Annotated in this window: 10 protein-coding genes and 1 tRNA gene; 7 read left to right on the forward strand and 4 right to left on the reverse strand. The window is 44.9% G+C overall.

What is annotated here, in order from left to right; translation table 11 throughout:
- Nucleotides 1-24: 24 nt before the first annotated feature.
- Nucleotides 25-1,548 (reverse strand): ATP-binding cassette domain-containing protein, encoded by a 1,524-nt coding sequence (locus tag ACVBDY_RS11015; RefSeq protein WP_447175536.1) that lies wholly within the window; start codon nt 1,546-1,548, stop codon nt 25-27.
- A gap of 253 nt (nt 1,549-1,801) precedes the next feature.
- Between ACVBDY_RS11015 and ACVBDY_RS11020 the strand changes: the two genes are divergently transcribed.
- Nucleotides 1,802-2,302: a DinB family protein gene (locus tag ACVBDY_RS11020; RefSeq protein WP_447175537.1), complete on the forward strand. Its 501-nt coding sequence runs from the start codon at nt 1,802-1,804 to the stop codon at nt 2,300-2,302.
- A gap of 170 nt (nt 2,303-2,472) precedes the next feature.
- On the opposite strand, the gene ACVBDY_RS11025 is transcribed toward ACVBDY_RS11020, so the two are convergent.
- The gene (locus tag ACVBDY_RS11025) at nt 2,473-3,141 is read right to left on the reverse strand and encodes an ATP-binding cassette domain-containing protein (RefSeq protein WP_447175538.1); all 669 of its coding nucleotides are present in this window, start codon (nt 3,139-3,141) and stop codon (nt 2,473-2,475) included.
- A gap of 549 nt (nt 3,142-3,690) precedes the next feature.
- Between ACVBDY_RS11025 and ACVBDY_RS11030 the strand changes: the two genes are divergently transcribed.
- The 6 genes from ACVBDY_RS11030 to ACVBDY_RS11055 all read left to right on the forward strand — a co-directional run bounded on the left by ACVBDY_RS11030 (nt 3,691) and on the right by ACVBDY_RS11055 (nt 11,333).
- Nucleotides 3,691-3,772, forward strand: a tRNA-Leu gene (locus ACVBDY_RS11030).
- A gap of 356 nt (nt 3,773-4,128) precedes the next feature.
- The gene (locus ACVBDY_RS11035; protein WP_447175539.1) at nt 4,129-4,320 is read left to right on the forward strand and encodes a hypothetical protein; all 192 of its coding nucleotides are present in this window, start codon (nt 4,129-4,131) and stop codon (nt 4,318-4,320) included.
- An 87-nt stretch (nt 4,321-4,407) separates the two neighbouring features.
- Nucleotides 4,408-4,650, forward strand: a complete 243-nt coding sequence (locus tag ACVBDY_RS11040; protein WP_447175540.1) for a hypothetical protein — start codon at nt 4,408-4,410, stop codon at nt 4,648-4,650.
- 1,012 nt (nt 4,651-5,662) lie between these two features.
- Entirely contained in the window at nt 5,663-7,018 is a 1,356-nt protein-coding gene (locus ACVBDY_RS11045; protein WP_447175541.1) for an efflux transporter outer membrane subunit, read from the forward strand.
- An 11-nt stretch (nt 7,019-7,029) separates the two neighbouring features.
- Entirely contained in the window at nt 7,030-8,208 is a 1,179-nt protein-coding gene (locus ACVBDY_RS11050; protein ID WP_447175542.1) for an efflux RND transporter periplasmic adaptor subunit, read from the forward strand.
- A gap of 23 nt (nt 8,209-8,231) precedes the next feature.
- Nucleotides 8,232-11,333: an efflux RND transporter permease subunit gene (locus ACVBDY_RS11055; protein ID WP_447175543.1), complete on the forward strand. Its 3,102-nt coding sequence runs from the start codon at nt 8,232-8,234 to the stop codon at nt 11,331-11,333.
- On the opposite strand, the gene ACVBDY_RS11060 is transcribed toward ACVBDY_RS11055, so the two are convergent.
- Both ACVBDY_RS11060 and ACVBDY_RS11065 read right to left on the reverse strand, forming a co-directional pair.
- Nucleotides 11,326-11,865 (reverse strand): hypothetical protein, encoded by a 540-nt coding sequence (locus ACVBDY_RS11060; protein WP_447175544.1) that lies wholly within the window; start codon nt 11,863-11,865, stop codon nt 11,326-11,328. The genes ACVBDY_RS11055 and ACVBDY_RS11060 overlap by 8 nt on opposite strands.
- Before the next feature lie 56 nt (nt 11,866-11,921).
- Nucleotides 11,922-12,839: a PorP/SprF family type IX secretion system membrane protein gene (locus tag ACVBDY_RS11065; protein ID WP_447175545.1), complete on the reverse strand. Its 918-nt coding sequence runs from the start codon at nt 12,837-12,839 to the stop codon at nt 11,922-11,924.
- Between the last annotated feature and the right edge of the window lies 1 nt (nt 12,840).

A 12,840-nucleotide genomic window follows, 5' to 3' on the forward strand; every position in this document is an offset into this window, starting at 1 on the left:
ATCACCTGTCTACGGTGTTAAAAATCAGTTAACGGGCTCTTTACGGACTACTTCTCCTCCACTGATTTCCAGGATGTGACTTACACAATCGGGAATTTCCCCGCTGTAGTGCGATACGAAGATCATGGTAGTGCCTAGCGTATCACATATTTGATCGAGCAGGGCCTTAAAATACATTATTTGCTGCTCATCGAGCCCTTGCAAGGGTTCATCCAGGATAAGCAGGGAAGGGAATTTAACCAGCGCCCGGGCCAGCAGTATACATCGTTGTTCTCCTAGTGACGCATGGGCAAAAAGACTTTTTTCCAATCGTTCCAGTCCCAGTATCTCAAGCCATTGCATGGCTATGTGCAACTGGTATTCCGAGGGCTGTGTTACGAGCCCTACCTCATCGTTGAACCCGGATACAATAACATCCAGGCAGCTCAGGGTACTGTATACCTCCCGTCCGCCATCGTCTATCCCCGGGATCGTATTGAAAATACCCCTGCCCCGTAAGAAATAAAGGTGAAGTTCAGAGGATACGAAACCTATTTCCCTTTTAATGTCCCATATACTCTCTCCCGTTCCTCTTCTGCGGTCAAACAGGGTAAGTTTGTTGCTATATCCCTGCGGATTATCGGCTGTGATCAGACTCAGAAGCGTTGTTTTTCCGGCTCCGTTGTGCCCTACCAGTGCCCATTGCTCTCCGCGCTTTACCTGCCAGTTGATCTCTTTGAGTATATGCTTTCCTCCCAATCTTACATTAACATCTTCCATATCCACAATAATATCGAAGGCTTTCTTTTCTCCGGGTACCTGTAACGTGTCAAGCAGAAAACCGTTGGGGGCGGATATTGCTTCTACCGGAGAAAAGGTATATGCTGTTCGTTCCGTAAATTTCTTTACGTTCCCTTTTTCCAGTTCCAGCACCTTATCTGCCAAAGCAGGGACCTGGTTTGCCCCGCATATCCATACCAGGGTGGTCGTTTGCGACAGATCGAGTAAAAGATCGTCCAGTCGCTTCCTGGAATGTATATCCAGTCCCACATAGGGCTGATCGAGTATTAAAATCTGTGGTTTCCGGAGCAGAACGGCCGCCAGTTGGGTACGCTTTCGCTCCCCGTTACTTAGCTGTAAAAGTTTCCTGTCCGCAATATGAGTTATCTCCGTGCGCTCCATAGCCCGGTTCACTTCCTCTTCCGTAGCCCCGGCATCTTTCCGGACACGGTACAAATATTCACGGACATCGGGCATACCGGAGGTGTCCTGTGCCTCGTAACGCTGGCTGTAATGTGTATTCCCCCTGCCGGAAACGGAGAGGAACTGGTCCTGCTGCTCCACCATTTGCACGGCGGACACTTTTATCTTACACGTTCCGGAAGTCGGTTTAATTTTTCCCGCAAGCAACCTGGCCAAGGTAGTCTTACCGGCCCCGGAAACTCCCGTAATAGCCAGGTTCTCTCCTTTTTTTAATTGAAAACTGATGGTGTCCAGTACAGAAAATCCCTTTCGTACCAAAGAGATTTCTTTACAATCCATTACCGTGTCATATGTATCTCCGGCCATAATACCTTTCTTCTTTTTTAAGATCAATCTTTTTCCCGGTTCAATGTATCACTTTTCCCAAATAAGGCATCGTTTTGTTTATGGGTTTACCGATACTTAACCATAAGCACAGAAACACAACCATCTCAATTACAAAAATATAAACCTCTTCGCGCTACAATAACAATAGTATGAAAAAATTATTTTCCTGTTGACATAGGGCTGTCACTACCTGTCATTTACTTTGTGGTATAGAAATTAAAAGCTAAAAATCATGGAAAACAACAATGCTCAAAGCACCACACTTACCGCTCCTGTAATTCATTCGGAAAACTTCCTCGAACACTGGCAAGGGCATCGCAGATTAACCCGCCGGGTTATAGAAGCATTTCCGGAAAAAGAACTCTATTCATTCTCCATAGGAGGCATGAGACCCTTTTCCGAACTCGCCATGGAATTGATAAAAATAGCCAGACCGGGAATAGAAGGTGTCGTTTCCGGAAAATGGGAAAACCTGGATGATATGCCTACACCTAAGACTAAAAAAGAGATCCTGGAACTCTGGGACCAGGTCACCGAACAGATAAACACTTTATGGCCGCAAATACCCCCCGGACGCTTCCAGGAAAAGGACCTCGCTTTCGGGATGTATGAAAACAACATCTACGGTACCCTGCTTTACTTTACGGACAATGAAATCCATCATCGCGGACAAGGTTATGTATATCTCCGGGCGTTAGGGATCACCCCTCCTCCTTTCTGGGAAAGGGAATAAATACCTGCAAAATTGAAAATATTAGGTTTGAAAAACAACCTGTTCCTTATTAGATGTCAGCACGGGTGAAGTCAGGAAGCCTCAGTACCATGTCGGTATATTTCCGGACTCCACCCGAAATGACAGTTTTGACCGGTGTTCAGATATCTTTATGACCTGTTCAGTATAAATCATCTCTTTAAATATTCATTCCCGGCAAGGTCATGTATATCATTCACTTCTATTTTCTTGCCTTCTTTCAGAAGAAAATTCCTGTTGCTTACCTGGAGAACATCCTTATAGTAATGATCTGTTAAAATTATTCCCTTGGTCTGTTTTAATGCTACCAGCATCTCCTTAATAGCATCCTTGTATATCGGTTCTATCATGGAAAATGGTTCATCAAGCATCACAAAAGGGTGCTTGAGATTTGCAATAAGCAGTACTTCAAGATAACGCAGCTGCCCCAGCGATAATTTTCCAACCCGGAGGTTTTCAAATCTTACAACCAAAGGAGAGTAGAATAACCTGTCCTGTTGCTCTCCCTCAGGAAAAAAGAACGGAATAATATCCCGTACTTTCAATTCCTTCGGCAAAAAAGTGTTTTGAGGCAAATAGGCTATTTTCTTAGAGGGTATGATATTGCGGGCTTTCACACTATTCGAATTAACCTTAATACAAATACGATCCGCTTTTAAAGTTCCGTAAATAATTTTCAGTAATGTGGACTTTCCCGCGCCATTTCTCCCGAAAACACCTATAATTTCTCCTGTCGAACATGTAAAACCGATATCGGAAAGGATTTGTTTCTTCCCGAAAGATTTGGACAACATATCTATTTGCAATGTGTTTACCTCCATTATAAATCACCTTACCAGAAAAAATAAGACAAGCGATATAACTACATTTATTCCCAAAACTCTCCTTATCAAAGCTGCTTTTGTAAACCCTAAATTGTAGTAGGCATAATATTCCCCGTGCTTAAAGTATTGAAAACACAGAAAACCGATCAGCGTACCAAAAGAACAAAAAACGAGTATGCCGGAAACTACTCCAAAGGCAAATACAAAAAATATAGAAAATGCCAGGTTAAACATATTAACGTCCAAAAAATACTTCCAAACTGCCCGGTAATACATCCTTTTCGAAATTCTTAGATCATCAAATATACACCTCTTTTTTCAACCTGTTCATCTCCCCTGGTATCTGCGATGCATGAGACAAACGTTCAAACAGGCCTTATTACTATTTGTCATAAAATAATGTTTGCGAAACAATACGATGATGAAAATACATATACATTACTTTGAGAATTATTTCCAAAATGTTTTAAAATATGGTTTTGTGAATTCCCAAAGTTTATTTACTTTTGCCTACCCTTTTTGAGAAAAGGAGTTCTTTCATAAAATGCGCTCGTGGTGAAATTGGTAGACACGCTGTCTTCAGGCGGCAGTGCCGTAAGGTGTGGAGGTTCGAATCCTCTCGAGCGCACGAATTTTGTAAAATACTGGGAGCTTTGCTCCCTTTATTGTTTTAAAATCCAACCAATTACGTCGTAATCAGTAATATCTACATAAAATATGTATCCCGATATTCTCTCGATATTTTGCACAAATATCTCTTATTAAAATTGATTTTAATCAATTTACTTCCCCTCTGAAGGTCGCTATAAAACCTAAAATTGCTTTAACACAGACCATATCTGCCACGAATGCCATTGCTTTTTTACCGAAAGGTAAATACGCCCTGAGAGGATACAGCCCTGTGAGTTTTTTAAAAGATGCCAAACACCTTCTTAAAAGTTCAAAATACTTAAATGGGCTTACGATGCCATACAAAATTTCCTTATGATGAATGTCAAGCTGGGTGATATGGCCGGTGTGATGGGTATGGTCCCGGTATATACCGGATGGAAAGCAAAATTCCTGGCTGAAGGGCTTACAGAAAGTGAAGCTGAACTCAAAGCTATGGAAAAATTTGAAGTCGCTATAGACCGGTCTCAACAAACACAAAGTAATTTTGGGAGAAGCGCCCTGTAGAGGCACCCCATTGGCCGGTATTTTTCCATGTTTGCCACTGCTCCCATACAAAACTACCGGAATGCCCAAAACTCCTACATAGAGCTAATGCGTTGGATTAAAGGACAACGCAAAAAAGGTAGTGTCCCAAGGCACATTATGAGCATTCTGAACTTTACATTGGCCCAGCCCATGCTATATACCTATTTAAGTACACGCTTAAAGGGCGGATTAATGTGGCTTATTGATGACGACGATGACGAACCGACCGAAGCCGATAAAACGATGAAAAGCGCCTTAATTCTCCGGAATAATAGTTCCTTACCTGTTATGGGGCCAGCCATTGGGTAAGGCTACACCTGGAAGTAGCCAAAGCTAAAGGGTATAAACAAATAGGGGGTATTAGTCAGGAGGCAAAAAGAAAAAACCGTTTGGTTGCAACTGGCCACAGTAACGTTACCAGTCGAAACGAACGCAAAATCATTGAAAACAAACAGGTGTGAAGTTGAAACGATATCGTGGCCACCCCAAACGGATGCACCGTCATTAGCAACAGACACGTTCCCAGCCGAAACCATACCCTAACCAATGTGGACGATACGCAAGCCGGCCGAAACAGATACGTGACCATAAGAAACGATACCGTGGCCAGTCAAAACCATATCGTGACTAACGGAGACGATACCGTAGCCGGGCAAAATGAATGCACGATCATTGACAACAAATAGGTTTGCAGCCGAAACCATATGGTTTCGGCCAACAATGAAACCCAGGGCACATGGCCGGGGTTTACCTATGAGCCGGAACGATACTATTCCTGCTAAGGATGATACCGTACCGGCATAAAACATTATCGTGCTTACGGCACCTCCCGGTTGATTGGGTTATTTGAGAGGGCGCTCCCCTGTGTCTCCCCTCAAAGGGGGAGAGCTGTAACGCTTTTAGAAAGAAACTGGCCCCTGGAGTAATTGAAATGGGCATGGGGTGGCTGAGTACTTCCGTCCAAAAACGAAAGTGTACCGAAGCCACCCGATTACAGGTTTATCCCCACCGGTACTCGTCCGAGCATCGCGGAAACGAGGGGCCTGTCTTAGCTTCAACCATCCCCAGCTACCGAAAGGGTTTGTTATGCGCCATAAAAAGCATCGCAAATGCCGGATAAAATGGATTCCTGTTACAAACGAACACCAGAATCCAAACAGTCTTCCACCTTATCTCATTGATATTTGGTCAACTAAGCAAAAAACTCTACTTTTAAAAGGCCTGTAGTAATTTCAGGACGTTTCTCAAAAATATTTACCCATTGATATCGTATTCCCCAGACATATCATCCCCGCTAAAATTTCCAGCATTCATTTTATTGATGGCAGGTTTTGTATGCTGTTCTCCTAAAATGAAGGTTGTCGAGGCGCCTATAGAAAAACCGGAAAGTTTTTCATCGACAGGACACACGGTAATGCCCGATAAATGGTGGACAGCATTCCGGGACAAACAACTAAATATATTAATGGACAGTGCTTTCTCCAATAATATGAACCTGACAAGCATCTGGTATCAATTAAAAGAAGCCGAGGCCATCCGCAAAACACAATCCACTTTTTTACTCCCGGATATTGATGCCAGCGCACAAACGGCAATCAGTCGGCCCAAACCCGATTTTGCCGGTGGGGAAAATACACAGTTAGGGCTTTCAGCCGGTTATGAAGTAGATTTATGGGGAAGGATACGGACCAATCTGGAAGCTGAAGATTTCAGGCTGCGGGCATCGTATTACGATTATCAGGCTGCAGCCATGACCCTGTCTGCCGAGATCGCAATAGTCTGGTTTCAACTCCTTACCACTCAAAAACAATTGAAACTGGCTTCGGAACAAATTGAGACCAATCAGAAAATCATTAAATTAATCCGGGCCCGTTTCGGAGGGGGACAAATAAAAGGAGTGGATATCCTGCGTCAGCGTCAGCTACTGGAAGAAGCCAAAGATCAACATATTATTTATGAGACCAATTTAAGTGTTTTCAAAAACCAACTCGCCGTTCTTTCGGGAACTTCTCCCCAGGGGTTTATTACAGAATTACGGGATTCATTACCCGAACTTCCCGACCTTCCTGTCACCGGACTCCCCCTGGAACTTGTCAGAAGACGGCCGGACATACAGCGGGAACACAATTTATTACTCGCCGCCGATCGTGACATGGCCGCGGCTGTCAGGAACAAATTCCCCCGGCTGTCATTAAACCTCTCCATGCAGGCGCGATCTAATGAATACAGCGAGTTATTTTCAAACTGGGCCTATACACTCGGAGCAAACCTGTTGGCTCCTATTTTATACTGGGGAAGGCTGCGAGCGGAAGTAGACAGGACAGAAGCCGTAAAAATGCAGCAACTTTATCAATACGGACAAACCGTACTTACCGCTTTTCAGGAAGTTGAAAATGCATTGATCCGGGAAGAAAACCAGTTTAAACGCCTGGATGTATTGGATAACCGATTGACCATGGCAGCAAAAGTAAACAAGCAATTACATATCGAATTCCTGAACGGCTTTACAGCATACCTTGATGTTTTGCTTGCCCTGGAACAACAACAACAGTTACAGCGCGACTGGCTGGAAGCACAACAGGAATTATACGAAATACGAATTAATTTATACCGGGCCCTGGCGGGTGGTTTTGATACCGGCCGGGAAAACGAAGCTAACACAAACACTCCGAATTAGTCCAAAAGATTATGAGTAAAAAGAGAATCCTGATTATTTGTACATTAATTCTGCTGGTTACCGTAACCATAATCTTCCTGGTTTTTACTACGGAACCCACGGCAAAGAGTGAAGCGGCCACAAAAAAAACGGCCATGCTGGTCAGTGTGGAAACGGTTAAAGAAGGATCGTTTATCCCGGAGTTTGTGGCAACCGGAACGGTACAACCTGTAGAAGACATACAACTGGGTCCTTTGGTTAGCGGACAGGTCATTCAACGTGCCGCGGCATTTGTTCCCGGCGGTTTGGTTAAAAAAGGGCACTTGCTGTTAAAAATAGATCCTTCGGATTATGAAAATCAACTGGAACTACGCAAAAGCGAATTACTTCAGGCCGAAACCAATCTAACCATAGAAATGGGCCGGCAGCACATTGCCGAACAGGATTTCGCGTTGGTCGGCACCGACTCGTTATCCGATAAGCAAAAATCGCTCGTATTGCGGCAGCCCCAGTTAAGTGCTGTAAAAGCCCAGTTACAAGCTGCCAGGGCTGCTGTTAACCAGGCAGAATTAAACGTACGGCGAACCCGTATAAACGCACCGTTCGATGCCCAGGTAATTTCACAGAATGTTACTACCGGCTCCCTGGTTGCCCCGGGAGATAATTTAGGAAGACTCGTAGGAGTGGACTATTATTGGGTACAAGTAGGCCTGCCTATCAATAAACTAAAATGGCTGTCCTTCCCTTCAGCGGATAAAGAACAGGGAGCTATCGTGAAAATCAGCAACAAAACATCCTGGGAAAAAAATGAAACCAGAACGGGCTACCTTCACAAAAAAATAGGGGCACTGGATCAACAAACCCGTCTGGCCCGTTTGCTGGTCAAAGTTCCCGATCCGTTAGGCATTGAAGCCCCGGACCAAAACATCCCCACACTCATTATCGGCGAATTTGTGGAAGCCTATATCCAGGGGGATAAAATAGAAAAAGTAGTAAAACTGGATCGCAATCACCTGCGGAGCAACCAGACCGTTTGGGTCATGCATGACGGAAAACTGGAAATCCGAAAGGTAAATATCAGGTTGATCGATGCCCACCATGTATATATTTCCGACGGCATACAAGACGGAGAAAAGATCGTGACCACGAATATCAGCACCGTAAGTGACGGAGTTCTCCTGCGAACCGAAAAAGATTCGATCGCCGATTAAAAAACAGCGTAAAAAGAGTACTTGTGGAAGAGCAACACCTTCATAAACAAAAAAGCAATGGCATCATCGCCTATATGGCGCACCATCCCATTGCCGCAAATTTGCTGATGTTTTTATTGGTAGGAGGTGGCATTTACACCATGTTTTCCATACAAAAAGAGGTCTTCCCACAGTTTCAGCTGGATTTTGTTGAAGTCAGTGTAGTTTATCCCGGGGCCGCACCCGAAGAGGTGGAACAAGGCATCCTGTTGCCGGTTGAAGAATCCATCAGGGGGGTACAGGGCATCAAAGAAATCGTGTCCACGGCAGGGGAAGGTTCGGGAACCGTAACTATCGAACTGATAGCCGGGACAGACCGGATGAAAGCATTCCAGGACATCGACCAGGCCGTGAACCGGATACGGACATTTCCGGATGATATCGAAGAGCCCGAAGTGGTCTTACAGGACCGCCAGCGCGATGTCATGCAGGTTTCCTTATACGGAGATACCGATATCTGGACCCTGCGGAAACTGGCCGAACATCTGAGAAACCGCTTTTTAAGTCAGCCCGAAATCACCCAGGTCACTTTAAACAATGTTCCGGATTACGAGACCCGTATAGAAATTCCGCGTTACAATCTACGCCAGTATCAGCTGACACTGGGGCAGGTTGCCAATATCATCGAGCAATCCAGCAGGGATGTTCCGGCGGGGGCAGTAGAAACCAGCTCGGGGGAGATCCTGCTCAGGTTGAAGGAACGCAAACAATGGGCGGAAGAGTTCGGCAATATAACCATTGCCTCTTCCCCGGCAGGAGCACATGTTAAATTAAGGGACATAGCTATTATTACCGACGGATTTGAAGAAACCGGATTTCACGGCCAGTTCAATCAAAAAGCAGCTGTAGATATGGAGATCTTCAGAGTTGGAAATCAATCGCCGCTTGATATTGAAAAGCTGGTAAAAAACATATTGAACGACTTGCAGTTACCCCCCGGTGTCCAGTACCGCATTGACAGCAACCGGGCCGAAGATTATCGCGAACGGCTTTCCTTACTTACCGAAAACGGTTTAATGGCAATCGTCATTGTCATGGTCATTTTAACCCTGTTCCTGGAATACCGGCTTGCTTTCTGGGTAATGATCGGTATGGTGGTCTCTTTTATCGGCGGAATAACGTTACTGCCCGTGATAGGCGTTAGTATCAATATGATATCTATGTTCGGATTTCTGGTAGTTTTGGGGATCGTGGTGGACGATGCTATTGTAGTAGGGGAAAATGTATATGAATACCGCCAGAAAGGCATGGGTATTATGCAGGCTGCCATACAAGGCACGAAAGATGTGTCGAGACCGGTATTGTTCAGTATACTTACTACCGTTATCGCCTTTATACCGCTATTGCTCATCCCCGGGGAAACCGGTAAGTTCTGGTGGCCCCTTCCTGCCGTGGTCATCGTTATTCTATTGATCTCGCTGATCGAAGCCCTCTTTATTTTACCTTCCCATCTGGGGCATATCGGGAAGAAAAAGAAAAAAGGCATTCTCCTTAAACTTGAAAATGCGCAGGACAGGTTCGCCAGGAGATTCGACCGTATCATCCAGAAATATTATCGCCCTTTTCTGGATAAGTGCCTTCGGTTCCGTTACATCACGTTGACAGCCGCGGTGGCCTTGTTACTCATTGTGGGAAGCTTTGGTTACAGCGATCATATGGGAATGATCTTAATGCCCGAAATCGCAGCCGACGAAATCGAAGCGGGAATCCGGCTTCCGGTAGGCACCACGCCCGACCAGGCCGCAGAGGTAGCCGAGGAAGTCACCGAAGCCACCCGCAAAATGTTTTCGGAAAACGATTTGTATAAAGTGGCAAAAGGCGTAAAAACCAATGTCCGCGGACAGAATTTTATCGATGTCGAGATCGTGATGCGTCCGCCTGATGAACGCGATATGACCGCAGCAGAACTTATTGCTATCTGGCGAGATAATATCGGGGACATACGCGGCGTGGACCAGATTACCTTTGAAGCCGAACGCGGACCCGGTGGTGCACGCCAGGATATCAGTGTAGATTTGAGCCATACGGATATTTCAGTCCTGGAAAAAGCAAGCCAGGATTTCGTGGAACGCATGGAAACTTTTGAAAATACCCGTGATGTGAGTGACAATTTCGACAAGGGCAAGGTTCAATACGATTTTAAGCTCTTGCCACAAGGAAGAAACCTGGGGTTAACCTCATCGCAGGTGGGCAGGCAGGTACGGGACGCCTTTTTCGGTGCACTTGCCATGCGGCAGCTACGGGGTAATAACGAAGTGGAAATACGGGTAAAGTTACCGCTGGAAGAACGTAAGGATATACAAAACCTGGAAAATTTCATCATCCGGACAACGGATAGTGTGGAAGTCCCCCTGCTGGATGTGGTGGAAATAGAAGAAAAAGAAGCATTTACCTCCATTAACAGGCGGGACGGAAGAAGGGTGGTAAATGTAGGAATGGACGCCGAACCGGCCAATGCCGTCAGCCGGGTCCTGGCCGCCATACAGGGCGAAGTACTTCCTCAGTTACGGGCCGATTATCCGGGGCTTACATGGACCTTTGAAGGGAGCCAGGCCGATATGCGGGAATCGACAAATTCGCTGTGGGGAACCTTCTCCATGGCACTTATGCTTATTTATGCGTTGCTGGCATTGGCGTTCAACAATTACGTTCAACCCTTTATTGTGCTTTCGGCAGTTCCGTTTGGAATAGTCGGCGCTGTGATTGGCCATATTATTCTCGGTTACGACCTCTCACTGGTCAGTTTAATGGGAATGATAGCCCTGGCCGGTGTTGTAGTCAATGATTCTCTTATCATGATCGATTACGCCAATGGTATACGAAAAGACCAATCAGCCTATGAAGCCATTCACGAGGCCGGGATACGGCGTTTCCGCCCTATTATGTTAACTACTTTAACCACTTTCGGAGGGCTTACCCCGATTATCCTGGAAACCTCCTCACAAGCATTTTATCTTATTCCGATGGCCATTTCGTTAGGTTTCGGGATTGTATTTGCCACCTCAATTATCCTTATTATTGTCCCCTGTCTTTATTTGGCACAGGAAGATCTTCGTTTGATTATAAAAAAAAGGAAGCCTACCTGAAATTCAACGGGATATTATGCTTCTCTGCATAGGGAATGGCCAGTTCATCCAGGTGCCTGAGTTTCTTTTCCATCTCCCGGTCATAGGTCCGAAACAACTTATGAATGGCCGAATCTATTTCTGCCTGTGATCTGTTCGTATCAAGCATCTCTGCAATATTCCTGTACTCGTTTTCAAAAACTTCTTTACTGTATTGCAATACATCCAGGGAAGCGGCGATCAGATCATGAGTATCGTCTTTCACCTCTAACTCTTTGACTTTCTTTATGGATACGTCAACAGGAGCTATTGCATTTTGCATAACGTATTCCTCAGCAGTGCCTTTTTTCATTTCACCATCTTTAAACACGGCAATACGGCCCTGCTTTTCCAGTTCCCGGAGTTCCTCAAAAAACGAAGGAGTATACCTGCTTGTCACCAGATTGGTATTTAAAACTGTGACTTCCACATATTTTCGGGGTGATGTCTGATCACAAGACAAAAAGGTTAATCCTATGAAGAGTAACAGCGATATTTTAGCGGTTGATTTCATATGTATTTACAATTATTCTGAGTAAATCAGTTTCATTAACCCTTATTTTCTTCTTATTAAAAATACTCATTACCAAAAGAATACGACAACACAATGCCATGACTGTTCCCTAATAAAGTGTTTTTCAGTCCAACGTTATAGTGATAAATAAGCCTGAAATGCCGAAACAGGTAGACCCCTGCCAGAAAATTCGCGGAAGAACTGCTGCGGTACCCGGCCCCGATCTCAAATTTGTTCCCGAAGCTCGTGGCAAGATTAACATCTATTTGCATGGGGGCTCCATCTTCGTACTTCAATAACATATTGGGTTTTATTACGATCTCGTCAAACCGGTTTGCAAAAAAACGGTAGCCGAAATATCCGTAAACGGGATTCGACAGGTTCAGGTCATCCCTCGAAGCCAGTTTATCACCTAAAATATTTGGGGCTGAAACCCCGGCATAAAAATCGGCACAGTTGTATAAAAAGCCAACACCGATCATAGGTATGGTTGCATTGATATTTTCGGAAAATTCAGGATCATCCACAATTCCCAGTTCCAGCAGGTTATCGTTGAGCTGGCGCACCCCGGCGGTTAATCCGAACGAAAGCACATTCTGATTGTAGATCTGCCAGTCGGGCCGGTCACTTTTATAATCGAAAAATATTTTATAAGAATAAGCTGCAAAGGCGTGAGTGTTTGTGGTAACCCCTATCTTATCCCGGGAGATTGCGGCGCCCAGTCCCATTTTTCCCTGGGATACGGGCGAATGAAAACTCAGGGAAAAACTTTTCGGGCTTCCTTCGACACTATTGATATATCCGTAATGGCTGAGCGTTGCCTCCGCACCCGAGGCCATCCCCGTATAAGCAGAGTTAATAATAAAAGGATTGTAGTTATATTCGGGAAATAAAGCCGTTTGCTGGGCAAAAACAAAATACTGGCCCCATATCACCAGGAACAACGTAAACTTATATCTCTTTCTACTCTTCATC

Source organism: Sinomicrobium halophytocola (genome assembly GCF_052983395.1).